This is a genomic window from Actinoplanes flavus (assembly GCF_017592555.1).
GTDB lineage: Bacteria > Actinomycetota > Actinomycetes > Mycobacteriales > Micromonosporaceae > Actinoplanes > Actinoplanes flavus.
In genome coordinates, this window is the sequence record NZ_JAGFNS010000010.1 from 17,545 (window position 1) to 42,144 (window position 24,600).

General features: G+C 73.6%; 21 protein-coding genes. 8 read left to right on the top strand and 13 right to left on the bottom strand.

What is annotated here, in order from left to right:
• Nucleotides 1–92: 92 nt before the first annotated feature.
• From ppk2 to J5X75_RS16495, 3 genes are all read right to left on the bottom strand, one after another.
• Nucleotides 93–941 (bottom strand): polyphosphate kinase 2, encoded by an 849-nt coding sequence (gene ppk2, locus J5X75_RS16485; protein ID WP_208468288.1) that lies wholly within the window; start codon nucleotides 939–941, stop codon nucleotides 93–95.
• 136 nt (nucleotides 942–1,077) lie between these two features.
• Nucleotides 1,078–3,762: a DUF6493 family protein gene (locus tag J5X75_RS16490; protein ID WP_208468289.1), complete on the bottom strand. Its 2,685-nt coding sequence runs from the start codon at nucleotides 3,760–3,762 to the stop codon at nucleotides 1,078–1,080.
• Between the two features lie 9 nt (nucleotides 3,763–3,771).
• A complete protein-coding gene (locus tag J5X75_RS16495) occupies nucleotides 3,772–6,390 on the bottom strand; it encodes a DUF7825 domain-containing protein (RefSeq protein ID WP_208468290.1) in 2,619 nt (872 codons plus the stop codon).
• 64 nt (nucleotides 6,391–6,454) lie between these two features.
• Between J5X75_RS16495 and J5X75_RS16500 the strand changes: the two genes are divergently transcribed.
• Nucleotides 6,455–7,327, top strand: a complete 873-nt coding sequence (locus tag J5X75_RS16500; RefSeq protein WP_208468291.1) for an amidohydrolase family protein — start codon at nucleotides 6,455–6,457, stop codon at nucleotides 7,325–7,327.
• 91 nt (nucleotides 7,328–7,418) lie between these two features.
• On the opposite strand, the gene J5X75_RS16505 is transcribed toward J5X75_RS16500, so the two are convergent.
• Nucleotides 7,419–8,543, bottom strand: coding sequence for a hypothetical protein (locus tag J5X75_RS16505; protein WP_208468292.1), 1,125 nt, complete (start codon nucleotides 8,541–8,543; stop codon nucleotides 7,419–7,421).
• Between the two features lie 121 nt (nucleotides 8,544–8,664).
• Nucleotides 8,665–10,431 carry a siderophore-interacting protein gene (locus J5X75_RS16510; RefSeq protein ID WP_208468293.1) on the bottom strand — a complete coding sequence of 589 codons (1,767 nt, stop codon included), beginning with the start codon at nucleotides 10,429–10,431 and terminating at the stop codon, nucleotides 8,665–8,667.
• Between the two features lie 60 nt (nucleotides 10,432–10,491).
• Here J5X75_RS16510 and J5X75_RS16515 point away from each other — a divergent pair, with 60 nt between their 5' ends.
• On the top strand, nucleotides 10,492–11,667 hold the full coding sequence (locus tag J5X75_RS16515; RefSeq protein ID WP_208468294.1) for a hypothetical protein: 1,176 nt from the start codon (nucleotides 10,492–10,494) through the stop codon (nucleotides 11,665–11,667).
• Here the strand turns inward: J5X75_RS16515 and J5X75_RS16520 are convergent.
• Nucleotides 11,660–12,508 (bottom strand): amidohydrolase family protein, encoded by an 849-nt coding sequence (locus tag J5X75_RS16520; protein WP_208468295.1) that lies wholly within the window; start codon nucleotides 12,506–12,508, stop codon nucleotides 11,660–11,662. The two genes, J5X75_RS16515 and J5X75_RS16520, sit on opposite strands and share 8 nt — an antisense overlap.
• Nucleotides 12,509–12,557: 49 nt before the next feature.
• Here J5X75_RS16520 and J5X75_RS16525 point away from each other — a divergent pair, with 49 nt between their 5' ends.
• Complete coding sequence (locus J5X75_RS16525; RefSeq protein WP_208468296.1) at nucleotides 12,558–13,517, top strand: ABC transporter substrate-binding protein; 960 nt, start codon at nucleotides 12,558–12,560, stop codon at nucleotides 13,515–13,517.
• Nucleotides 13,518–13,533: 16 nt separating this feature from the next.
• On the opposite strand, the gene J5X75_RS16530 is transcribed toward J5X75_RS16525, so the two are convergent.
• The gene (locus J5X75_RS16530; protein WP_307798113.1) at nucleotides 13,534–14,136 is read right to left on the bottom strand and encodes a M23 family metallopeptidase; all 603 of its coding nucleotides are present in this window, start codon (nucleotides 14,134–14,136) and stop codon (nucleotides 13,534–13,536) included.
• 147 nt (nucleotides 14,137–14,283) lie between these two features.
• Here J5X75_RS16530 and J5X75_RS16535 point away from each other — a divergent pair, with 147 nt between their 5' ends.
• From J5X75_RS16535 to J5X75_RS16555, 5 genes are all read left to right on the top strand, one after another.
• The gene (locus J5X75_RS16535; protein ID WP_208468298.1) at nucleotides 14,284–15,288 is read left to right on the top strand and encodes an ABC transporter ATP-binding protein; all 1,005 of its coding nucleotides are present in this window, start codon (nucleotides 14,284–14,286) and stop codon (nucleotides 15,286–15,288) included.
• Nucleotides 15,285–15,923 (top strand): ABC transporter permease, encoded by a 639-nt coding sequence (locus tag J5X75_RS16540; RefSeq protein WP_208468299.1) that lies wholly within the window; start codon nucleotides 15,285–15,287, stop codon nucleotides 15,921–15,923. The genes J5X75_RS16535 and J5X75_RS16540 overlap by 4 nt, the downstream gene beginning before the upstream one ends.
• Nucleotides 15,905–16,579, top strand: a complete 675-nt coding sequence (locus tag J5X75_RS16545) for an ABC transporter permease (RefSeq protein ID WP_208468300.1) — start codon at nucleotides 15,905–15,907, stop codon at nucleotides 16,577–16,579. Before J5X75_RS16540 ends, J5X75_RS16545 begins: the two co-directional genes overlap by 19 nt.
• Nucleotides 16,580–17,485: an ABC transporter substrate-binding protein gene (locus tag J5X75_RS16550; RefSeq protein WP_208468301.1), complete on the top strand. Its 906-nt coding sequence runs from the start codon at nucleotides 16,580–16,582 to the stop codon at nucleotides 17,483–17,485. It abuts the gene before it with no gap.
• Between the two features lie 175 nt (nucleotides 17,486–17,660).
• The gene (locus tag J5X75_RS16555; protein ID WP_307798114.1) at nucleotides 17,661–19,409 is read left to right on the top strand and encodes a carbohydrate-binding module family 20 domain-containing protein; all 1,749 of its coding nucleotides are present in this window, start codon (nucleotides 17,661–17,663) and stop codon (nucleotides 19,407–19,409) included.
• A 33-nt stretch (nucleotides 19,410–19,442) separates the two neighbouring features.
• On the opposite strand, the gene J5X75_RS16560 is transcribed toward J5X75_RS16555, so the two are convergent.
• From J5X75_RS16560 to sigK, 6 genes are all read right to left on the bottom strand, one after another.
• Entirely contained in the window at nucleotides 19,443–20,051 is a 609-nt protein-coding gene (locus J5X75_RS16560; RefSeq protein ID WP_208468302.1) for a suppressor of fused domain protein, read from the bottom strand.
• Nucleotides 20,052–20,290: 239 nt separating this feature from the next.
• Nucleotides 20,291–20,935 carry a class F sortase gene (locus tag J5X75_RS16565; protein WP_208468303.1) on the bottom strand — a complete coding sequence of 215 codons (645 nt, stop codon included), beginning with the start codon at nucleotides 20,933–20,935 and terminating at the stop codon, nucleotides 20,291–20,293.
• The gene (locus tag J5X75_RS16570) at nucleotides 20,932–21,726 is read right to left on the bottom strand and encodes a hypothetical protein (protein ID WP_208468304.1); all 795 of its coding nucleotides are present in this window, start codon (nucleotides 21,724–21,726) and stop codon (nucleotides 20,932–20,934) included. The genes J5X75_RS16565 and J5X75_RS16570 overlap by 4 nt, the downstream gene beginning before the upstream one ends.
• A complete protein-coding gene (locus J5X75_RS16575; RefSeq protein WP_208468305.1) occupies nucleotides 21,723–23,144 on the bottom strand; it encodes a protein kinase domain-containing protein in 1,422 nt (473 codons plus the stop codon). Before J5X75_RS16575 ends, J5X75_RS16570 begins: the two co-directional genes overlap by 4 nt.
• Before the next feature lie 63 nt (nucleotides 23,145–23,207).
• Nucleotides 23,208–23,942 (bottom strand): anti-sigma factor, encoded by a 735-nt coding sequence (locus J5X75_RS16580; RefSeq protein WP_208468306.1) that lies wholly within the window; start codon nucleotides 23,940–23,942, stop codon nucleotides 23,208–23,210.
• The gene (gene sigK, locus J5X75_RS16585; RefSeq protein WP_208468307.1) at nucleotides 23,939–24,553 is read right to left on the bottom strand and encodes an ECF RNA polymerase sigma factor SigK; all 615 of its coding nucleotides are present in this window, start codon (nucleotides 24,551–24,553) and stop codon (nucleotides 23,939–23,941) included. Before sigK ends, J5X75_RS16580 begins: the two co-directional genes overlap by 4 nt.
• Nucleotides 24,554–24,600: the final 47 nt, after the last annotated feature.

A 24,600-nucleotide genomic window follows, 5' to 3' on the forward strand; every position in this document is an offset into this window, starting at 1 on the left:
CCGCCCGCCCCCCACGGGCCCCCGCGCCCGGTCCCCGCGGGCCCGGGCCCCCCGGGGGGGGGGGGGGGGCCCCCGGGCCCCCCCCACCCCGGTCAGCGCACGTCGCCGTACGGCGTGGGGATGAACCGCAGCGGCAGGTCGGGAGCGAGATAGCCGTTCTCGGCCCGCCGTTTCGGCAGTTTGATGTCGCGCGGCTTGAGCGGCTCGTACGGCACCTGGCTCAGCAGATGCGTGATGATGTTGAGCCGGGCCCGCTTCTTGTCGTCGGTGTACGCGATGAACCAGGGCGCCCAGGAGGTGTCGGTGGCGGCCAGCATGGCGTCACGGGCCCGCGAGTACTCGTTCCAGCGGCTGTACGACTTCAAATCCATGTCGGAGAGCTTCCAGATCTTCCGCGGGTCGTGGATGCGGCTCTCCAGCCGGCGGGTCTGCTCGTCCGGGCTGACCTCCAGCCAGTACTTGAGCAGCAGGATCCCGGAGTCGGTCATGGCCTTCTCCCAGGTCGGCACGATCTCCAGGAACCGCTCGGACTCCTCCGCCGTGCAGAAGCCCATCACCCGCTCGACGCCGGCCCGGTTGTACCACGACCGATCGAAGATCACGACCTCGCCGCCGGCCGGGAGCCGGGCGATGTAGCGTTGCGCGTACATCTGGCTCTTCTCCCGCTCGGTGGGAGTGGGCAGGGCGACCACCCGGAACACCCGGGGGCTGACCCGCTCGGTGATGCGTTTGATGGTGCCGCCCTTGCCGGCCGTGTCGCGGCCCTCGAACACCACACAGACCTTGGTGCCGGTCGCCTTGACCCACTCCTGCATGGCGACCAGCTCACCGTGCAACCGCCGCATCTCCCGTTCGTACTCGATCCGCTTCATCCGTTCCACCGGAGCGACCTGAACCGTGTCCTTGGGGTGATGTTTGTTCTTCTTTTCCTTCTTGCTCATGGTTACGTCTCCCGGATGCCGGCCTCGCGTGGTGTAATCGGCAGCCTGGCGCGATCGCGGCCCCGGCGCGTCATCCGCGCGGGATGAGCCGATGAGAATCGGCCCCTCCGGCGACCGCCGACCCCGGTAGCGTGGGTCAGCCCGCCAGCACCGTGCGCAACCGGCGCGCCTCCTTGAGCAGCCGGCTCCCGCCCGCCCGGCCGGCCACCTCGGCCAGCCCCGGGATGTCGTCGTGGGCGCCCACCTCGCCCGCGACCTGCGTGGCCAGCTCCAGAAGGTCCGGCAGGCCGCGCGGCCCGGCCGTCAGCAGCCCGGGCAGGGCCGCGGTCAGCAGCTCCCACAGCGCCCGGGACGCGCCGCCGCGATGGACTTCGGTCAGGGCCGCGACCACCCGGGTCAGCTTCACCGCACCGTCGGCGCACAGGTCGGCGACCTCGGCGCCGACGCCCGCGCCGATCGGTTCGTCACCGGCCGCCAGGATCAGGAACGCGTCGACGGCGGCCAGCCGGTCCGGCTCGTGGCGGGCGCCCAGACCGTAGGCCACGGCCAGGGTCAGGGCCGGCCCCACCGGCCCGGAGCACTCGGCCAGCTGCGGCAGCACCGGCCCGTCACCCTTGGCGTCCATGTCGGCGTGCGCCGCGATCACCGGCAGCACCCAGGCGGCGAGCACCTCCCGATGCTGCGGCAGCGCCGCCGCCATGATGTCCGGGGGCGCCGAGAAGTCGCGGGGATAGTACGACGGCACGTCGCTGCGGGTCAGGTTGACGAGCAGGCCGCCCAGCAGATGCTCGACCGGCCGCGACTCGTCGAGCCGGGCGACCACCCGCCGCGTGAGCGGGGGCGTCCCACCGTACGCATACCGCCCGTCCTTCCCGGTCTGCGGCCACCGGGTGCTGACCGGATCGGGCAGCCCACCCTCCTTGAGCCAGACCGCGAACCGGCGGCCCGCCGCCGACGTCAGCTCCGTGGCCGCGGTCATCACCTCGGGGCCGGCCTCCCGCGGCACCCGCAGCAGCGCCTGCTCGAAGTCGATCGGCCACGGCTCCCGCCCGGCCGCCTCCGCCCGGACCAGCCGCTCCAACAGGACCGCCGCGTCGAGGACCCCGGTCACCCGGGTGGGCGTGGCCATCAGCTCCCCGGCCGGCTCGGCGGACACCCGCTCGGCCAGCTCCCGGACGCGCAGCTCGAGGAGGCTGCCGGGCCCGCCCCGCAGCGACTGCCGGGGGCCGGAACCGAACACCCAGGCATTGCGCACGTTGTCCGACGACGCCGAGCTCCTGGGCTGGCCGAGCAGCACCCGGATCACGTCGCCGAGGAGCGCGTTGCGCAGGAACTCGCCGCTCCAGCCGTGGTCGGTCAGCTCCGCCCAGTGCCGGTCGTAGATGGGCCGCAGGGACTCGGCGACCGGCACCCCGGACGCGGGCAGCGCCACCAGCGCGGCCAGCACCCGCTCCCACCCGACGGCGGTCCCCCCGTGCAGCAGGGCGACGATCTCGGTGGCCAGCTCGGCGCCGCTCGTGATGGGCGGCGGCATCGCGGCGGCCGGCGCCGGCGGGGCGAGCTCCACCACGCCGGGCGCGGCGGTCTCCGGAGCGGCCACCCCGAACAGCCCGGCGGCCCGCACCGGCAGGTCGCCGCCGAGGGCGCCGGCGGCATCGGCGATCCGGGCCACGGTGCCGGCGTCGAGCCGGGCCACCTGACGGGCGACCAGGTTGAGCGCCCGCTCCTGCACGTCGAGCGTGGGATGACCGAACGCCACGGCGACGGTCTCCATCAGCTCACCGGCTCGCCCGGGGGCCCGGCGGACCACCCTCTCCAACCAGGAGAGCTGCGCCTTGACCAGGCCCTTCTCCGTCCGGAGCAGGGTTGCGGCGCTCGCCTCGATCAGGGTCTCCAGCTCCAGGCGGCCGGCGTCGTCGAGCGCGCGCAGGGCCCGCTGGGCGAGACCGGCGATCGCGGACGGCGCCCCGGCCAGGAGCCGGGCGTAGTCGTGGGTGAACCCGGCCAGCTCGTCGACGGTCGGCGCGAGAGCGTCGTGCAGCATCGCGAACGGCCGCAGCAGGGCCGGGCGGTCGCCGCGGGCCAGCCGGTCGACGGTGGCGGCGAGGACGGTCGCCCGGTCCAGGCGCCCGTCGGCCACCAGCGTGGCGAGGGCGGCGGGGGAGCGGGGCGTGGTGCTCCACTGCCCGCCGTCCCAGTGGCCGCCGGTCAGCGCGTTGCCCAGGCCGTCGATCTCGAACACGGCCGGCAGCAGGTGGTCCAGGAAGGGGCTCTCGCGGAACGCGTCGGCCAGCGGCCGGCACCGGCCGGTCCGGTCGTGCACGTCGTCGAGCCAGCCGCGGACGAACCCCTCGGTGCGCGGGGCCAGCTCCGGCGTCGCGGCGAGCATGGGGGCGACGAAATGCCAGTCGCGGCTCCAGACCTCCTTGGCCGGCAGCCTCTCGGCGAGCCGCACCCCGAGGTCGGCCATCCACGGGATGTCGCGGGCCTCCACGATGCTCCGGAACCGGTCGGCCGGGATGCTGCCCCAGCCGTCGCGCATGTCGCGCCGGGCGAGCAGGGCGGCGGCCCGCGCGGCGGACGGCATGCTGCCGATCACGGCCAGCGCGTAACCCGCGGCCGGATCGTTGCCCTGCTGCCCCCACCACGCCTCGCCGCGGGTCTTCCGGATGCCCGCCTCGACCTCGGCGGCGAACGCGGCCCGCTCCGGCTCGCTCAGCGCGATGACGCGGCGGGTGATCGTCGCGTGATCCGCCCGCCTCGCCAGCGTGTCGAGAGCCTCCCAGGTGAGGCGGTCGGTGGGGGTGATGTCCTGAGGCATGAGCAGACCTTAGATCCCGGGTACGACAGTTCTCGTGGCGGAGGCGAGCGTCCGTGCGAGCCGGGTCGCCTCGGTGACCAGCCGGGTCCGGCCGCCGCGCGCCGCCACCGCCGTCACCTCGGGGATCTCCCCGCCCGCGTGGACGGTCGCCGCGACGGACTCGGCCGTCAGCAGCAGATCGGGGGCGCCCGCCCCCGGGGTGGCCGCGGCGAGCACGGCCGGCACCAGCTCGCGCAGGACGGCCCAGACGCCGGGCGCGGCACCGGCCCGCGCGGCCTCGGCGAGAGCGTCGGCGACCCGCTTCAGGACGACGAGCTCGGACCGGTGCAGGGCGGCGAGCTCGCGCCCGACCAGCTGTCCGTCGAGGACGCCCCGGGCGGCCAGGTCGAGGAACGCGTCCACGGCGGCCACCCGGCCCTCGGGGCGGGCGGCGGTCAGACCGTACGCCAGGCAGAGCGCCATGGCCGGCCCGAACGGCCCGTCGCACGCCGCCAGGGCGGGCAGGACGCCGGTGTGGCCGGTGACGCCCCGGCTCTCCGCCGACTCGACGAGCCGTGGCTGCACATGGGCCGCGGCCAGCTCCCGATGGCTCGGGAAGACGAGCGGCCACCCGTCCAGCGGGCGGCCGTCGTGGTAGGCGTACGCCCGGCCGCCCGCCTGCTCGCGTGGCTGACCGAGCAGGCCCTCCGGGACGGTCAGCGTGTGCTCGACCGGCGCGAACGCCACGGTCCGCCGGGCCGGATGGCGGGCACAGTCGCAGTAGTAGCCGCCGGTGTGCGGGCACCTGCGCTTGCCGACGGCGACCGTGACCACCTCCGGGTCGGGCAGCCCACCGCCGGCCAGGAATCCGGCGAGGGCGCGCCCGGCCGTCGAGGTGAGCCGGTCCGCCGCCGCCCGCACCTCCGGGTCGATCTCGCGCGGCAACCGCAGCAGCGCCTGGGACAGGTCCGCCGCCCCCGGCTCCCAGCCCTCGGCGAGCAGCCGCACCACCCGGGCCGGGTCGACGTGACCGTCCACCGTGGCCGGGGTGGCGAGCAGCGCGGGTGGCGGCGCGCCGCCACACATCTGCCGGGTCAGCTCGGTGAGCCGCTCGATCAGCATCCAGACCGGCGCCGCGGCCCGCCGGTCCCACTCCGACGGGGTCCACGTGAACCACCGGCTGGTGGCGACGGCCCGCAGCAGGTTGATCAGCGGGCGGTCGCCGTAGCTCGGCAGCAGTGGCGCCAGCGCGGCGGCGAGGGCCGGCCGGTCGCTCGCGGTGAATCGCACCAGAGCGTCCAGGACCAGCTCCAGCCGGACCGGGTCGTGATCCGCCTCGCGCAGCATGTGCCGCACCTCGGCGGCCAGCTCCGGAATCGACGGGATCGGCGGCGGCACCGGCGCGGCCGCGGTCACCGGTGGCAGCGCGACCGGAACGAACTCGGCGGGGTCGCCGGCGCCGAGCAGCTCCCCGGCCTGCCGGCGCAGGTCGCCCTGGAAACCGGCGACCGCGGCGGCCAGGGACGCCCGCTCGGCGGCCCCGAAGACCGGCAGGTGCTCGGCGGCCGCGCGCAGCACCTGCTCGGCCAGGTCGACGGCCGGGTTGCCGAGCCCGGTGAGCAGCGCCTCGAACAGCAGCGGATCGGCTTTGCGGGCCAGCGCCGCGGCGAGCCAGTCGAGCTGGGCGCGGACCAGCTTCTTCTCCTTGCGCAGCAGGACCGTGAACGCCGCCTCGGCCACCGTGTCGAACTCGGCGAGCCCGGCGTCGTCGGCCCGGCGCAGGCCGCGCAGCGCCAGATCGGCGACCGTGGACTCCGGGCTGGACAGCATGGCCAGGCACTCCGCCCGGCGGGCCGCGAACTCCCCGGCGGTCGGGTCGAGCAGCCGGAACAGCACCACCACCCGGCGGATCGAGCCCGGCCGGTCACCGGCGACCAGCCGTTGCACGCAACCGTCCAGCAGGGACTGCCGGTCGATGACGCCGTCGGCGGCGAGCCGGGCCAGCGCCCTGGTCCACTCCTCGTCGAGCTCCTGGCCGAGCCGGGCGATGCGGAAGATGTGCGGCAGCATCTCGGTGGTGTGCGGGTCGGCGCGCAGCAGGTCGGCCAGATCCTTGGCATACCGCTCGGCGCCGACCTGGCCCATCCAGCCGCGGACCACCGCCTCGGTGCCCGGCGGAGACAGCTCGGCCTCGGCGAGCAGCCGGCTGATCATGCCCCACTGGAGGCCGACCTGAAGCGGCCGCAACTTCTCGGCCAGCGGCCGGGCGATCGCGGCCAGCGACGGGCGGCCGGGCGCGCGCAACACCCGCACCAGCGCGTCGAGCGCGGCCGGGGTGGGCGCCGGACCGAACCGGCCGGACCGCAGGAACGACACGATGTCGGCGGCCCGGGGCAGGCAGCCGGCGCCGGCGACCCGCAGCGCCGCCTCCCGGGCGGCCCGCCGGGCGAAGCTCCGCTCGACCAGCGCCGCCCGGTCCCGCCATCGCTCGAACCCGCTGCCGACCTCCTCCACCCAGGGCAGCTCGATGCCCTTGACCGGGGCGGCCAGAGCCCGCCGGGCCGGCTCGTCCACACTCAGCAGCACGGTCGCGACCCGGTCGAACTCACCGGCCCGGATCAACGACTCCACCTGCCCGAAACTCACCATGCCGCAGAACCTAGCGGCACCCTCCGACAAAAACCGTCCCGCGATCCATAGGGTGGAGCCGGTGATGCGGAGCGACTGCCACCAGCACCTGTGGCCCCCGGCGTTCGTCGACGCGCTGCGCCGGCGCGACACCTTCCCCTACCTGCGCGAGTGGACGCTGTACCTGGCGGGCGAGGACCCGTACGAGGTGGATCCGGCCGCCCACGACGTGGGCCGCCGCCGGGACCGGGAGATCGCCGAGGGCACCGGCCGGGTATTGGTCTCCCTGTCCAGCCCGCTCGGCATCGAACACGGGCCCGGCCACGACCTGATCGACGTCTGGCACGAGAGCGCCCTGGAACTGCCCGATCCGTTCCACGTGTGGGCCGCCGCCGGGGTCACCGAACCGGACCCGTCCGGGCTGGCCCGTCTGCTGCGTGTGGACCGGGTCGCCGGGCTGCAACTGCCGGCCACCGCCCTGGGCGACCCGGACGCCATCGCGCACGTGTCGCCGCTGCTCAGCGAGCTGGAACGGGCCGGCAAGCCGCTGCTCGTCCACCCCGGTCCGGCGCCGGCCGGCGAGTCCGGCATGCCCGGCTGGTGGCCCGCCCTGGTGCCCTACGTCGCCCAGATGCACCGCTCCTGGATGGCCTGGCATCTCGGCGGCCGGGAGCGTCATCCCCGCCTGCGGATCGGTTTCGTCGCGCTGGCCGGGCTCGCCCCGCTGCATCACGAGCGTCTCACCGCCCGCGGTGGCGCCTTCACCGTCGACCCGTTCGTCTTCTACGAGACGTCCTCCTACCGGGCCGGCGCGATCACCGCCCTGAGCCGGGTGGTCGGCGAGAGCGCCATCGTGCACGGCTCCGACCGGCCCTACGCGCAACCCCTCGACCCGGCCGTCTTCCCCAGCGCTCTGTTCACCACGAACGCCCGGCGGTTCCTCACCGGACAACCCTGATCCGGTACGGGCTACGCGAACCCGCCGTGGCAGACCCGCGCGGCGCTGCCCGGTCCGGGCCGTGCCGCGCCCGCCGGGCGTGAGTGGTGGGTCAATCCTCGAAGACCTCCATGAACCCGATCCCGGCCTCGGCGTCGACGTCGAGGCCGGGCCGGTCGTCCAGGTCCCCGGAGCGGACCGTGTCCCCGGCGCCGACCCCGCCGGAACCGCGCCCGTACAGGGTGATGTCCCCGGCGCCCGCGCCGACCGCCACCCGCACCGGCACCCGCTGCGCCGTCTGGATCCGCCAGGTGTGCACCCCGCCGGCCATCCGCACCGGCAGCGTCCCGGACAGCCGCCCCACCTCGATGTCGATGGTCTGCGCACCGCCCCGCAGGTCGATCCGCCCGACCGTGCCGGTGTCCATGTCGAACGACGCCGTGTGAACCCCCGCGCCCATCCGCAGATCCCACACGATCCGGTCGCTGAGCCGGACGTCCACCCGCCCCGACCCGCCGGACCCGTCCGATGTGGCCTCCACCCGCAGCACCCCGTCCTCGAACGACGTGTCGAGGTCGAGCCCGGAGCCGGCCGGCGTCGTCACCCGGAAGTCCCGGCCGTCGAGCGACACGGTCCGCACGGACAGTTCGGTGACCCCGCTGGACAGCTCGAACCGCGCCTCCCGCACCCGGTCGGGCGGCTCCGGCGCGGCCGGCGCCGTGGTGGCGGGTTTCGTCGGCGCCGGTGACGGCGCCGCCGGGGCGCTGGTGGCGGCGCTCGGGGTGGCCGGTTCCGGCGGGGCGACACTGACCGGATCGGTGGGAGCCGCCGCGGCCGGGACGGTCCGCCGCTGGTCCTCGCCGGTCAGCGTCCGGGCCACCAGCACGGTGCCGCCGGCGGACATCAGCGCCAGCAGCCCCATCAGGATCACCGGCCGGCGCCCGGCCCACCGCCGTCCGCGATCGCCGGGGGCGGGCGGCCCGCTGGGCAGGCGTGGCGGCGGCGGTGTGCCGGCCGGCCGTGGATGCCCGGCCCGGCCGGCCCGCGGGTCGGCGCGGCGCATCGCGTCCGGCCAGTAGTCGGAGATGTCCGGCAGGCGGACGCCGCTCAGGTCCGGTTCGGCCGGCTCGTCGGCGACGGGTTCCGCGTGACCGGCCACGTATCCGGCGATCCGCAACGCCGGCGGACGGCCGCGCCCGCCGATGGTCCCGTCACCAGAGCCTCTCCGCTCCACCACGCGTCTCCCCACGCCTGTCGGGGTCTGCCCGGCCGGTCACGCGGGGCAACGGCGTGATCGACGGACAGACCCCGGATGATTCTCTGTGGAGGTTACGGCTACCGAACGTGCCCGGTTCAATTCACGCGGGTGTGAGATGCCACATCCGGTGTGACCAGCCGATGTCGGTGGACGTGACGGTCCGCAGACCGGCCGTCGCGAGGAGTGCGGCGATCTGCTCCGCGGTCCGCCGCCCGGTGCCGAACGCCGCCCGTAGCCGCAGGTCGTTCTCGATCTCCTCGACGTCGGTGTCGCCGTCCGGGCGGACGTCCTCGACCACCACGACGTCGGTCCCGGCCGGCAGCGCGCGGGCGAACTCGGCGAGCAGGTGGGCCGCGTCCGCGTCGGTCAGCCAGTCCAGGAAGTGCACCAGCAGGTGGGTGGCGCCGTCGCGGACCGCGATCGCCCCGGACGTGGGCACGAGTTCGACGTGGCCGGCGTGCTCGGAGTCGAGGATCCGGTCGCGGACCATGGTGAGCGCCGACGGCAGCGCGGACAGGCTCAGCTCGGTGCCGGGGTGGGCGCGGGCGATCGCGTTGACGGCGGCCCCGGCCCCGTGCCCGGTGGCGGCGACCGCGCTCGCCCCGGCCCAGTCGTACGCCGACATGATCAGCGGCGCGATCCACAGTGCCAGGTCCTCGACCACGCCGCGGGCCTGCCCGCCCAGCCGCTCGTCGGTCTCGAAGACGGCGCGCAGCGACTCCGGCGTCCCGGCGGCGGCCAGCTTGAGCACGCCCAGGTCGAGGATCGCCTCGGCGTTCTCCAGGTGGTAGTCGTCGGCGTCCTCGGCGAGCTCCTCACCCAGCGCGGTGAGCACGTGGCGGCCGCCGGCGTCCACCGCGACCACGTCGAGCGCGGCCAGGTAGCGCAGCAGCGACTCGACGGTGCCCGGGTCGGCGCCGGTCCGCGCGGCGACCGCGGCCGCCGTGCCGTCCCCGGCGTCGACGGCGTCGATCACCCCGAGCGTGACGGCGACCCGGATGGCGAGGCCGGGCACGATCTCGGCGAGTTCGTGCAGCCGCTCGTGGGCGTCGTCCTCCGGCTGCTCCTCGGTCGTCTCGTCGAGCGGTGCCTCGGAGGACGAGCGTTTCCAGTACCCGGTGATCTCCACCTGGGACGCCGGCAGCTCCCGCTCCACCCGCAGGTAGCGGCGCAGCGGCCGGATGGCGCCGGCCTCACCGGCCACCCAGGCGAAGACGACGCCGTCCGGCCACGGCAGGGCCCGGACCGCCTCGTCCAGGGTGGGTGAGCCGCCGGTCAGCCAGGTGATCTCGGCGTCGGCGGCGGTCGGCAGCTCCTGGCGGCGGCTGTCGTCGGCGATCTCGATGAAGACGTGCGCGCGGGTGCCGGCCGGCATCTCGTGCAGCCAGCGGCGCAGCGCGGGAAGGGCGGTCTCGTCGCCGGCGGCCACGATGACGTCGGCGCCGGCCGGGTGGCTCAGGGACATCTTCGGGCCGGCCATCCACACCGTGTCGCCGGGCTTCGCGTGCTCGGCCCAGGTCGCGGCCGGGCCGCTGCCGTGCCGTACGAAATCGAAGTCGACCCCGTCGGCGGTGATCCGGTGCGGGGTGTAGTCCTTGGCGATGGGCCGTTCGCCGGCCGGCCAGTCCAGGCTGGCGATCTCCTGCCGGGGCAGCACCGGCCGGTCGGCGCCGGGCGCCGCGAAGAAGAACTTGACGTGGTCGTCGAAGCCCTCCGACGTCCACGCGGGGAGGTCCAGCCCGTTGGCGTGGAACGCGCCCAGTTGCGGTCCGCCGACGGTGATCCGGCGGGTTCCGGCGTTCACGTCGGCCACCCGCAGGACGGTCAGCTCGCGCAGGACGATCGGAAACGTGACTCTGGTACGCATACTTCGGCTGGACACGGTAGGAGAGACTACGTGGCGGCCCGGAGGCCGTAGCATCTGCCGATGCGATTGGGACGGATCATCCTCGCCGTGTGCGCCGCCGGCTCGCTGGCCGCCTGCCACCGCCCGGCCCCGCCACCGGCGGCGGCCGCACCGTCGGCTCCGGCGGCTTCGGCGGCGCCCGCGTCGGCGCCGGCACCGGCGCCGACCGCCCCCTCCGCCTCGGCTCCGGCGCCCCCGAAGCCGAGCGTCAGCCCGAAGACGCTGCCGAAGCCCGGCAATCCGGGCGGCCGGGCCACGGTCCCGGCCACCGCGCGGGCCGTCGACACCAGCCGCCCGGACCGGACGATCGGCGACGGCACCCCGGCGAGCTGCACCTCGGCCGCCGTGGTGAAGGCCGTCGCGGCCGGCGGCCTGATCACCTTCGACTGCGGTCCGCAGCCGGTCACGATCACCATGACCGACACCGCGAAGGTGCGTAACGCCAAGGCCCGGGTGGTGCTCGACGGTGGCGGCCGGGTCACCCTGAGCGGCGGCGGCAAGCGCCGCATCCTCTACATGAACGTCTGCGACACGAGCCTCGGGCAGAGCCCGGCGAGCGGCCACTGCCATCTCAAGGCCACCCCGAAGCTGACCGTGCAGAACATCGTCCTCAAGAACGGCGACAGCACCGACCCGACCGACGAGACCGGCGGCGGAGGCGCGATCTTCGCCAACGGCGGCCAGCTGAAGGTGATCAATTCGCGGTTCACCGGCAACCGCTGCCACGGCACCGGTCCCGACCTCGGTGGCGCGGCGATCCGGGTGCGCCTGTCCGGGCAGACGGCGTACGTGGTGGGCAGCACCTTCACCGGCGGCGTCTGCTCCAACGGCGGCGCACTGAGCAGCATCGGGGTCTCCTGGACGATCCTGAACAGCCACTTCTCCGGCAACGCGGCGATCGGCAACGGCGCGAACCCGGCCCGCGACGGCACCCCGGGCGGCGGCAGCGGCGGCGCGATCTACAACGACGGCGACACCTACCAGCTCAGGATCGACGGCACCGTGATCGAGAAGAACAAGGCCGAGGAGGGCGGCGGCGCGATCTTCTACGTGAGCAACGACCGTTCCGGCACGCTGTCCGTCCGCAACTCCACGTTGCGGCGCAACGTCAGCTCCGGGTTCGAGAGCGACGGGCTGCCCGGCATCTTCTACCTGGGGTCGGGGCAGCCGTCGCTGACCGGGTCGAAGCTCAGCTGACCAGCCGGTAGACGCGGGCCGCGGTGCCGCCGAAGATCTCGGCCCGCCGCGGTTCGCTCATCGGCGGCAGCGCCTCGCGCAGCGCGTCCAGCACCTCGCGGTAGCCGGCGCGCAGCAGGCACACCGGCCAGTCCGAGCCGAACATCAGGCGTTCCGGCCCGAACAGGTCGACGGCCGCCGCCACGAAGCGGCTCAGCGCCGCCGCCGTCCACCCCGGGCCGGCCTCGGTGACCAGGCCGGACAACTTGGCGGTCACGTTCGGGCAGCCGGCCAGTTCGGTGATCGGGCCCAGCCAGGCCCGCAGACCGGTGTCGCCCTGGTCGATCCGGGGCTTGCCGAGATGATCCAGGACCACCTTCAGTTCGGGTACGGCGTACGCCGCTCTCGCCGCGGCCGGAAGCTGCTCGCAGCGGACGACGAGGTCGAAGCTCAGCCCCGCGGCCGCGACAGCGGCCAGGCCGTGGCGCACCTCCGGCCTGTCCAGGTAGTCCGGGTCGGCCTCGCCCTGCACCTGGGCGCGCACCCCGGCGAGCAGTTCCCCGCCGGGCAGCCGGCGGTAGGCGGCCAGGGTCGCCGCGACGTCCGGGGCGCCGATGTCGATCCAGGCCACCACAGCGGCGATCACCGGCGTGGTGGCCGCGTAGCCGAGGAACTCGGCCACCTCGTCGGGGTGGCAGCGGCCGCCCTCGACCAGGACGGTGGCGCCGACCCCGGCCGCGGTCGTCTCGGCGGTCAGGTCGGCCGGCAGGTAGGGGCGGCGCAGCCGGTCCAGTCCGGGTTCGTCCAGCCATCGGTAGCCGCGTTCGGGCTGCCACAGGTGGTGATGCGCGTCGATGATCATCGGACTCCAATGAATTGACGTCAGCAAATGAATACCCTACGTTGCGGGAATGCGACGACCTCGTCTTCTCGCGCTGTTCACCGCCACGGTCCTGCTCACCGCGGCCTGCGGTGACCCGGAGAACGAGAAGGGCCCGGCCGGGGCGGGGCCGGACAAGGTCGACGTCGGAGTGATCGCGATCCTCGACGTCGCCCCCATCTACCTCGGCAAGGACAAGGGCTTCTTCAAGGACAAGGGCATCGATCTCAGCCTGACCACCGCACAGGGCGGCGCCGCGATCGTGCCGGCGGTGCTCAGCGGCGAATACCAGTTCGGGTTCAGCAACACCATCTCGCTGCTGCTCGGCGCGGACCGGGGGCTGGCGGTCAAGGCGGTGGTCAACGGGGTCAACTCGACCGGTGTGGACGGTCAGGACTTCGCCGGGCTGTTCGTGAAGGCGGACAGCCCGATCAGGTCGCCCAAGGACCTCGCCGGCCGCACGGTCGCCGCCAACACCTTGAAGAACATCGTCGACACGACCGTACGATCGTCGGTCGCCGAGGATGGCGGTGACGCCTCCCAGGTGAAGTTCACCGAGCTGGCCTTCCCCGACCAGGTGCCGGCGTTGCAGGCGGGCCGGGTCGACGCGATCTTCGTGGTCGAGCCGTTCCAGCAGTCGGCCGTCGCGGCCGGCGCCCGGAAGATCGCCTCCAGCTACGTGGACGCCGCCCCCGACCTCACCGTCGCCATGTACTTCACCTCGCGGCAGCTGATCGCGAACGACCCGGACCTGGTGTCCCGGTTCACCGCCGCGATGAAGCAGTCGCTGGAGTACGCCGACGCCCACCCCGACGAGGTCCGGGACGTCCTCGGCAGCTATACGAAGATCGCGCCCGAGGTCCGGGCGAAGCTGGTCCTGCCGAAGTGGCCCGCCGAGGTGAACCGCGCCTCGGTGGAGGCCCTCGCCGACCGGGCCGTCGGCGACGGCACCCTGCCGAAGAAGCCGGACCTGACCGCCCTGCTCCCGTGACGCCGTCCGGAACGGATCACCCGCAGTTGCGGCTGGTCCGCTCCACCGAGTACTCCCGGTCGTCGGTGGTGATGCCGGCCGGGGCGCCGTCGAAGTGGCTCTCCACCTTCGCCCCGGCCCGCACCTGCTCGTAGTGCAGGTGCGGCGCGCCGGACTTGCCGGTGCTGCCGACCAGCCCGATCCGCTGGCCGGTCGTCACCCGGTCGCCGGGCGCGACCGCGGGCGGTTCGAGCAGGTGCAGGTACACCGTCTCCCAGCGGCCGCCGTGATCGATCTTCACCCAGTAGCCGGCGCCGGTGCCGTGCGGTCCCTTCGGGTTGTCCGGCGTACGCGAGCCGAGGGTGCCGTTGAGCCCCGCCTCGACGACCGTGCCGCCGGAGGACGCCAGCACCGGCCGCCCCCACGCCTGCCCGCTGGTGGGGAAGAAGTCGATGTCGAAGTCGTCGTGCCCCGGGTAGGTGCCGAGCACCCACGTCTCCCCGCAGGTCACCGGCAGCTGGAACGCGGGCCGGGGCCCGGGCGGCCGCAGCCTCGGCAGCACGATGGCGCCGGTCACCACGATCACCGCCGCCAGGCCGATGCCGAGGATCCAGGCGGTACGGTTCGGTCGGCCGGTCACCGCCCGATCTTCGCAGACCACTTCCACTGTGATCTCCGCCGCGCAGCGGGCGTGCCGAAGGTCTGGCAAGGTCGTAGCCGAACGTTGACACCCTATTCACTACAAACGGAGTATGAATAGGCCGTTGGAAGATCAACCAGGAGCGCCATGATCACATTCGAGGACGTCGTGAAGGTCTACCCCGGCGGGAGCACCGCCGTGGACCACCTCAGCCTCGAGCTGCCCACCGGCAAGCTGACCGCGCTGGTCGGCCCGTCGGGGTGCGGCAAGACCACGTCCCTCCGGATGATCAACCGCATGGTCACGCCCACCTCCGGCCGGATCCTGATCGACGGCGAGGACGTCGCGGGGCGTGACGAGGCGGCGCTGCGGCGCGGCATCGGCTACGTGATCCAGCACGCCGGGCTCTTCCCGCACCGGACCGTGCTGGACAACGTCGCCACCGTCCCGGTGCTGCTCGGCAAGACCCGCCGGGAGGCCCGTGCCGCCGCCCAGGAGCTGCTCGAACGGGTCGGGCTCAGCGCCGACTTCGCCAAGCGCTACCCGGCGCAGCTCTCCGGCGGCCAGCAGCAGCGCGTCGGCGTGGCCCGCGCGCTCGCCGCCGACCCGCCGATCATGCTGATGGACGAGCCGTTCAGCGCCGTCGACCCGGTGGTCCGCGAGCAGCTGCACCGCGAGTTCCTGCGCCTCCAGGAGGACCTCGGCAAGACCATCGCCCTGGTCACCCACGACATCGACGAGGCGATCAAGCTCGGCGACCGGGTCGCCGTCTTCCGGCAGGGCGGCCGTCTCGCCCAGGTCGGCACACCCCGGGAGCTGCTGGCGGCGCCGTCCGACGACTTCGTGGCCGAGTTCGTCGGCCGTGACCGCGGGCTGCGCGGCCTCTCCTTCGACAGCGCCGCCGGGCTGCCGGTCCGGCCGGTCGACGGCCTGCTCCTGGACGACGCCGGCCGCCCGCTCGGCTGGCCCGGCGACGACGGCCCGCGCGACACCGGCGGCACCTTCACCAAGGACGACTCGCTGCGCGTCGTCGCCGACCTGGCGATCCGCTCCCCGGTCGGCATCGCGGTCCGGGTCGGCCCGGACGGCGCCGCCGACGGCCTGGTCAGCCACCACGACCTCGCCGACTACCTGGCCGGCCGGCGCTCATGACGGAGTACCTGCGGAACAACGCCGACACCGTCTGGCTGGCCCTCCAGGAGCACGTCTGGCTGGCGCTGCTGCCGGTGCTGCTCGGGTTCGTCATCGCCCTGCCGATCGGCTACCTCGGCGTGCGCTTCCCGGCCCTCTACCACCCGCTGGTCAACACCTGCGGGGTGCTCTACTCGATCCCGTCGCTGGCGCTGTTCGTCTTCCTGCCGGTGGTCCTCGGCACCAAGGTGCTGTCCCCGGTCAACGTCGTCGTGGCGCTCACCATCTACACGGTCGCGCTGCTCGCCCGTACCGTGGCGGACGGCCTGCGCTCGGTCGACCCGGTCGTCGTCCAGGCGGCCACCGCGATGGGCTACCGCCGGGTGCGGCGCCTCGCCGGGGTCGAGCTGCCGATGGCGCTGCCGGTCATCCTGGCCGGGCTGCGGGTCGCCACGGTCTCGAACATCAGCCTGGTCAGCGTCGGCGCCCTGATCGGCATCGGCGGGCTCGGCCAGCTGTTCACCCGCGGCTTCCAGCTGTTCTACATCGAGCCGATCCTGGTCGGCATCGTCCTGTCGGTGCTGCTCGCCGGGCTGGCCGACCTGCTCATCGTGCTCGTGCAGCGGGCCGTCACCCCATGGACGCGTGCCGTGTGAACCTCTCCTACCTGCTCGACCCCGCGCACTGGGAGATCGGCGCCGCCTACAGCATCCCGACGCTGATCCTGGCCCATCTCGGCTACACGGTGCTCGCCCTGCTGATCGGCACGGTGGTGGCGCTGCCGGTCGGCCTCTACATCGGCCACACCGGGCGCGGCTCGTTCCTGGCCATCAACGCTGGCAACGCGGGCCGCTCGCTGCCCACCCTGGGCCTGCTGATGCTGCTGGTCACCCTGCTCGGGCTCGGCCTGCTGCCGGTGCTGATCGCGCTCACCGTGCTGGTCGTCCCACCGATCCTGACCTCCACGTACGCCGGGATGCGCAGCCTCGACCGCCGGGTCGTCGACGCGGCCCGCGGCATGGGCATGCGGTCCTGGCAGGTGCTCACCCGGGTCGAGCTGCCGATGGCGCTGCCGGTGCTGATGGGCGGCTTCCGCAGCGCCGCGCTCCAGGTCGTCGCCACCGCCACGGTGGCCGCCGCGGTGGGCCTGAGCGGCCTGGGCCGGCTGCTGATCGACGGCCTGGCCGTCAACGACTACTCCCGGGTGCTGGCCGGCGCCATCGTCGTCGCCGTCCTCGCCGTACTCGTGGATCTCTCCCTGGCGCTGGTTCAGCGCTGGATCGTCTCTCCCGGATTGAAAGGCACCGACTAGATGAAACGCATAGCCGTCGCCCTCGCCCTCACCCTCGGCCTCACCGCCTGCGGCGCCAACAGTGATCCGCTCGCCGAGGAGACCAAGGCCGGCTCCTCGGCGATCACCGTCGGATCGGCCAACTTCGCCGAGTCCGAACTGCTCGGTGAGATCTACGCGCAGGCCCTGGAGGCCAAGGGCGTCACGGTCACCCGCAAGTTCAACATCGGCGCCCGTAAGGCGTACCTCAAGGCGCTCCAGGACGGCTCGATCTCGCTGCTGCCGGAGTACAGCGGCGCTCTGCTCGCCGGCCTCACCCCGAGTGGCGTCCCGGAGGGCGTCACCACGTCGGAGGACGTGCTGGCGGCCCTCAAGAAGGTGCTGCCGGCCGGCACCGAGGTGCTGGAGCAGTCGGCCGCCGAGGACAAGGACACCCTGACGGTCACCGCGGAGACCGCCACCAAGAACAACCTCAAGACGATCGAGGACCTGAAGGCCGTCGCCGGCCAGTTCGTGCTCGGCGCCGGTCCCGAGTTCGCCGAGCGCCACCAGGGCATCAAGGGCCTCGAATCGGTGTACGGCCTGAAGTTCAAGGAGTTCAAGCCGCTGGACTCCGGCGGCCCGCTGACCGTCACCGCGCTCAAGGACGGCGACATCGACGTGGCGAACATCTTCACCACCGACTCGTCGCTGGTCACCAACAAGTTCGTCGTGCTCGAGGACCCGAAGAACCTCTTCGCGGCGCAGAACGTCCTCCCGCTGATCCGCACCGAGGCGAACAACGCGACCGTCAGCGGCGCGCTGAACGCGGTGTCGGCGAAGCTCACCACCGAGAACCTCACCTCGTACCTGGCCCAGGTGCAGGTGGACAAGAAGGACATCAAGACGGTGGCCAAGGCGTTCCTGACCGAGAACGGTCTCGCCTGACACGCTCCGTGAGGAACGCCGCCCGGTGACGGGCGGCGTTCTTTTGTTTCCGGCGGATGTCTTGACGGAAGAACTCGCCGGTATCTATGTTTGCCGCAAAGATTTGCAGAAAGTTTCAAACCTGTTGCAGTAAGTGCTTGCAGACCCGTCCCCGACCCATCCCCAGGAGCTCGATGTGGACACTCCCCGCAAACGGCGACGCCTGACCCGCGTCCTCGCCGCCGCCACCCTCGTCCTCGGGGCCGGCGGCTTCGGCGTGGCCCAGATCGCCACCGGCGGTGACGCCTTCGCCGCCCCGCCCGGCGAGAAGGACGTCACCGCGGTCATGTTCGAGTGGTCCTTCGCCTCAGTCGCCCGCGAGTGCACCAGCAGACTGGGCCCGCTCGGCTACGGCTACGTGCAGGTCTCCCCGCCGATGGAGCACATCCAGGGCGGCCAGTGGTGGACGTCCTACCAGCCGGTGTCGTACCGGATCGCCGGACGGCTCGGTGACCGTGCCGCCTTCGCGAACATGGTGAACACCTGCCACGCGGCGGGCGTGAAGGTCATCGCCGACACCGTCATCAACCACATGAGCGCGGGCTCCGGCACCGGCACCGGCGGCAGTTCGTACACCAAGTACAACTACCCCGGGATCTACTCGGACGCCGACTTCCACTCGTGCCGCACCGCGATCAGCGACTACACCAACCGCGGCAACGTCCAGGATTGTGAACTGGTCAACCTCTCCGACCTGAACACCGGCAGCGACTACGTCCGCGGCAGGATCGCCGGCTACATGAACGACCTGGCCTCGCTCGGCGTCGACGGCTTCCGGATCGACGCCGCCAAGCACATGTCCGCGGCTGATCTGGCCGCCATCAAGTCGAAGCTCGCCAACACCGGCGCCTACTGGAAGCAGGAGGTCATCTTCGGCTCCGGCGAGGCGGTCCAGCCGGCCGAGTACACCGGCAACGGCGACGTGCAGGAGTTCCGGTTCGCCCGCGACCTCAAGCGGGTGTTCCTCAACGAGAACCTCGCCTACCTGTCCAACTTCGGTACGGCGTGGGGCTACCTGCCCAGCAACCAGGCGTCGGTGTTCGTCGACAACCACGACACCGAGCGCGTCGGCGACACCCTCAGCTACAAGAACGGGTCGGCGTACACGCTCGCCCAGGTCTTCACGCTGGCCTGGCCGTACGGCGCCCCCGACATCAACTCCGGCTACGAGTTCAGCAACCACGACGCCGGGCCGCCCAACAACGGCGCCGTGACCGCCTGCTACAGCGACGGCTGGAAGTGCCAGCACGCCTGGCGCCAGATCGGCAACATGGTCGGCTTCCGCAACGCGGTCCGCGGCACGGCGGTCACCAACTGGTGGTCCAACGGCGCCGACCAGATCGCCTTCGGTCGCGGCAACAAGGGCTACGTGGCGATCAACCACGAGGGCAGCAGCCTGACCCGGACCTTCCAGACCTCGCTGCCGGCCGGCACCTACTGCGACGTCCAGCACGGCGACCCGACGAGCAACGGCGGCTGCACCGGCACCACCTACACGGTCAGCTCCTCCGGCCAGTTCACCGCCACGATCGCGGCCGGTGACGCGGTCGCCCTCTACGTCGGCGCCAGCGGGGTCACCCCGACCAGCACCGCCACCTCCGGCGCCGGTTTCGGTGTCACCGCGACCACCACCGTCGGCCAGAACATCTTCGTGACCGGCAACCAGCCCGCCCTCGGCAACTGGGCGCCCGCCGGCGCGGTCGCCCTGTCGGCCGCCACCTACCCGATCTGGCGTGGCACGGTCTCGCTGCCGGCCGGCACCAGCTTCGAGTACAAGTACCTCCGCAAGAACGCCGACGGCAGCGTCACCTGGGAGTCCGGCGCCAACCGCACCGCGACCGTCCCGGCCAGCGGTCAGGTCACCCTGAGCGACACCTGGCGCTGACGCCGCTCACCCCCAGCGACCCGGTCACCCTGCTCAGCACCCAGGGTGACCGGGCTTCTTCGGTACGGACGTGCAGGCGCGCAGCGGATCGGTGGGCACGACCCCCGCCGCCTCGAAACGGTCCTCCAGCGCCTCCAGCCCGTCCCGGAGCGCGAACTCCTTCTCGGCCCTGGTGATCGGAAGCAGCCACAGCACCCGCGCGCGCCCACCCGGAACGGTGCAGTCCTCCAGCTCCGGCCCCCACGGGTAGGGCAGGCTGACCAGCAGGTGGTCACACGCCGACCCGGGCAGCCAGCCCCGCCCGATCCCGACGGTGTGCCCGTGGTCGAGCGCGTACCGCCCGCCACTGGCGTGGTAGTAGGCGACCATGGTCAGCAGCTCGACATGCGTCTCGTCATCGGCTTCCGGCGCGTGCAGCAGGAACTCCAGAGCGTGCCCGTCCCGCTGGGTGGCGTCCCACAATCCCACCGTGGCGTAGATCCGCCCACCCCGCGACGGCGTCCAGCTCAGGATGCGCAGCCCCGGCACCCGCTCGCGCACCGGCCCCGGCGCGGGCCCCAGCACCGCGATCGGGCTCCCCGTGAAGAGCCCCGCGTAGTGCTCCCGGACCGACCGTGCCGCCGGCGAAAGATCATGATCCACCCAGCCAGTGTGCCAGCACTCCCCGGGCACCGGGCGCTCCAGCGCTGAGCGTCGGCGCCGGAGCGGCATCACCGGCTGAAGGGTTCGCTCGCCACCGGTGCGGGGAAGGGCCGGCACCGGGAACGATGGCAGTACGAGGTCACCGGCGGCGGACGTCTCTGGTGTCTCATCGATGATCAGCGGCGTACCGCATGGATCACCTACGCGGGCACCGGCCATCCCCGGGAGACCGGACGTGCTCACCTCTCCATGACCTGCCGCAGGCGGGCGTAGGCGACCACGTTGTCGACGTAGTGGCCGGTGCGCCGGTCGAAGTCGCCGCCGCAGGTGATCAGCCGCAGCCCGGCGTGGTCGATCGGGCCGTACACCTCGCCGGACGGGAAACGGCTCTTGGGATAGGTGGCGACGCGGGTCACCGCGAAGACCGCCGTGCGCCCGTCCCGGCGCGTGATCCGGACCTCGTCGCCGGGGCGCAGGGCGGAGAGTCCGGCGAAGGTTCCGGAGACGCCGCGGTAGTCGACGTGCCCGGCCAGGACGGCGGGACCGAGCGATCCGGGCGCCGGCGCCCCGGTGAACCAGCCGACCGTGGTCGCGTCGCCGGGCACCTCCATGGTGCCGTCCGCCCGCAGGCCGAGCGCCACGACCGGCGCCGACACGTCCAGCGCCGGAATCGCCACCCGCTCCGGCGCAGACGCCGGCACCAGTTCCCCGCTGGTCAGCGTCTCGGCCCCGGCCGGGCCGGCCATGCTGCCGGACGGCACCCCCGCGCCGGCCGGGCCGGACACGGACGGCGTCGCCGCGCCGGCCGGGTCCGGAGCCGGCGTGCCGCCCGCGCACCCGGCCAGGACCGCGGCGACCGCGACCGTCGACCACCGGCGTCTCATCGCCGGGAACGGGGGAGGACGAGGGAACGCCGCCGGGGGAGCAGCGGCAGCACGACCGCCGCGACCAGGGTGAGGCCGCCGAGCAGCGGCCACCGGTCCGGGCCGGGGCGGGTGCTGCCGTCGCCGGTCTCGACGCCGCCGACCGGGACCGAGCCGGCCGCCGCGCCGGTCACCATGCCGCAGGTGGCCGGGTTGGTCGCCTCCTGCGGGATGCCGCTCAGACCCGCCGAACGGGCCATCGTCGACTCGCCGAGCGCGCTCACGTCGTACGTCCCGTTGCCGTCGACGTCGATGCCGTGCTGGACCACGTGCAGGTCCTTGAGGTGCTCGACGGTGCCGGGCGGCAGGTCGGCGGCCGGGATCACGCGGTCGTAGACGACCACACCGGCGGCGGACGCCGCGGGCATCCGGTCCACGGCCAGGCCGCTGGCCCGGGACACGTCGCCCCGGGTGGTCAGAGAGACGAAGATGTCGCCGTACGAGGGCATGCCCTCCTCGGTGCTGACATATCCGTCGCCGTCGGTGTCGGCGGACTGCGGGGGACAGTGGAAGTCCATGCCCTCGGTGGATCCGTGCAGGTGCTGGGCGTGCGGAGCGGACGGCACCAGCCCGGTGGACCGGATCCGCACCCGCAGGTCCCCGCCGGGCAGCGCGGTCAGCACGGCCGTCCCGCGCGCTCCGGACCGGTTCAGTTCGGTGAGTGCGACGTGCACGCTCTCGTCGGCCCGCGCCGGCGCCGGGGTGACCGCGAGAGCGACGGCCACGAACGGTACGACCCACAGCAGTCTCATGACATCCCCTCGAAGAGCTCGACCATCCGCCTCTGCACCCCTGTCGTCGCCGCCCAGTCGGGGTCGGCGACCGTCCACCGCAGCAGGTACGACCGGGAGCCGACCGCGACCAGCACCCGCCGCTCGTGGCGGACCGTCCGCGAATCCGGCCGCCACGTGTACTCCCAATCCGCCCCGCCGCCCTTCAGTAGCAGGACACCCATGCTGATCCGCTGATAGCCGGGCAGATCGCCCCGGGCCAGCGACGCCTTCTCCCGGCCCTGCCAGTAGGCGAGCGGCTGCCGGGTGACGACCGGTGACACGTTCACCCGGAACGCCCGCCGCCCGCCCGGATCGCTGAAACACACCTCGTTGCCGTCCATCGACCGCCGCCACCCGGACGGCACGGCCAGCGCGAACCCGGGCGGCTCCCGCGTCCACACCCATCCGTCCGGCAGCCCGGCCGGAACCCGGTCGCCGGCGGCGGTGACCGGTTGCGGGGCGGTGCCGCCGCAGACGTCCTCCTGATAGGACATCAGAGCGGTGAAGGACGAGGGCGCCGGAGCCGGAGCCGGCGCCGGCGCCGGCCGATGCGCGGCCGGCAGCACCCCGGCGGCCCCGGCCGCCAGCAGCAGGACGGCCGCCGCGAGCCGGCGCCGCGACCTGCCGCGCAGGACGACCCGCAGCCGTGCCTCCACCTGGTCGGCCGTGGGGCGCGCCGCCGGATCCTTCGCCAGCAGGGCCAGCAGCAGCCCGGCCAGGGGACCGGACCGTACCGGCCGGTGCGGCGGATCGCTGAGCAGCGCCCGCAGCGCCGTCCCGCCGTCGTCCCGGGCGAACGGCGCCCGCCCCTCGACCGCCGAGTACAGGGTGGCCCCGAGCGACCACAGATCCCCGGGTACGCCGGCCTCCTGCTCCAGCAGCCGCTCCGGCGCGATGTAGCTGGGCGACCCGAGCCGCGGATCCGGGCCGTCCTCGCCGCCGCAGTCCAGCGACGCCAGACCGAAATCGGTCAGCACCACCCGGCCGTCCGCGGCGAGCAGCACGTTGTCCGGCTTGACGTCCCGGTGCAGCACCCCGGCGGCGTGCGCGGCCCGTAGCGCGGCCAGCATGCCGAGACCGACCCGGGCCGCCTCGCGGGGCGCCAGCGGGCCGTCGTCCCGGACCACCTGGTGCAGCGAGCGCGACGGCACGTACTCCATGACGATCCAGGAGCGGCCCACGTCGTACACCTTGACGACGCCCGGATGGTCGAGCCGCGCCGCGGCCCGCGCCTCCCGCACCGCTTGCGCGGCGAGCCGCGGGCTGGACGGCGTCACCATCTCCTTGACCGCGACCGTACGCCGCAGCAGCGTGTCCTCGGCCCGCCACACCCGGCCCATGCCGCCGGTGCCGACCAGCTCCAGCAGCCGGTACCGGCCGTCCAGGTCCCCGTCCATCTCCCCACCCCGATTCCTCGCTGGAAGGGGTTCGGACCGCCGGAGCCGCCGGATGGGCGGCGATCAGGTCAGGTTCACGACCGCGTCCAGCGGTGTGGTCGGTGTCGCCGAGCCGGGCGCCGGCTCCACGGTCACGCCCACATCGGACGCCCCGGGCATGCCGTCGACCACCTGCACCGCCGTGGACTGGCCCTCGCCGAGAGCGCCCGCCGACGCCGGGGTGCCGGCCCGGATCGTCCACAGCTGGTAGACCCGCCCCGGGCCGGGCGCGCCGTCGGCGGCCAACATGATCACTCCGGCGTCCCGCAGCCGCGAGCTGGCCACCGTGACCCGGCCGCCGCTGGTCAGCCGTTCGGCGCGCACCTGGACGTCCGGGGCGGACAGGATCGACCGGACCCGGGCCTCCCGCTGCCCGGCGAGAGCCGCGAGCTGGCGCGCGTCGCGTACCCGCTGATCCTGAATGGTCCAGACAGCCGCGCCCGCCCCGACCGCCGCGACCACGACGGCGGCCGCGGCCAGCAGCCGCAACCGGCCCGGCGACCGGCGCCGCGCCGGAGCCGGCGCCGACGGCGCAAGCTGACGGGTGCCGGCGATCTCGGCCAGCACGTTCTCCCGCAGCCGGGGCGGCGGCGCCGACCAGGCCCCGTCGGCCAGCCGGGCGGCGACCTCCCGCAGCTCGTCGGTCTCCATCCGGCAGACCTCGCACTCCCGCAGGTGCCGGTCGAAGGCGGCCCGCTCGATGTCGTCGACCGCGTCCAGCACGTACGCCCCGAGCAGGGCGTGCACGTCCGGCGTCACGCCGCCACCCCCGCGGAGAGGCAGTCGCGCAGGCGGATCAGGCCGTCGCGCATCCGGCTCTTCACCGTCGGCAACGGCACCCGCAGCAACTCGGACACCTGCGGATACGAATGTCCCTGGTAGAACGCGAGGGTGACGGCCTCCCGCTGCACCTCGGTCAGCACCTCCAGGCAGTGCCGCACCTGCTGACGTTCCAGCCGTCCGGTGACCTCGTCGGCCACCTCGTCATAGGGTGTGCCGATCGCCGCCACGCCGGCCCTGACCACCCGTTCGGCGGCGGCCTGCTCGGCACGCACCCGGTCGACGGCCCGCCGGTGCGCGATCGTGAACACCCACGAGGTCGCCGACCCGCGCGCCGGATCGAACCGGGACGCCGTCCGCCACACCTCGACGAGCACCTCCTGCGCGACCTCCTCGGCCTGCGCCGGATCCCGCAACACCCGCCGGACCAGCCCGTAGACACGTGGCGCCACCAGGTCGTACAGCCGGCCGAACGCCTTCTCGTCACCCCGCGCCACCGCCGCCAGCAACACCTCGGCGCCGGGCGCCGTCCCCGGTCCGGGCACCGGGGTCAGATAGTCCGGCCGTCCGCCGATGTCACGCTCCGCCATGTCACTCCGCTTCTTCGGCCGACTCCTCCAAAGGCCATTCGCAGCGG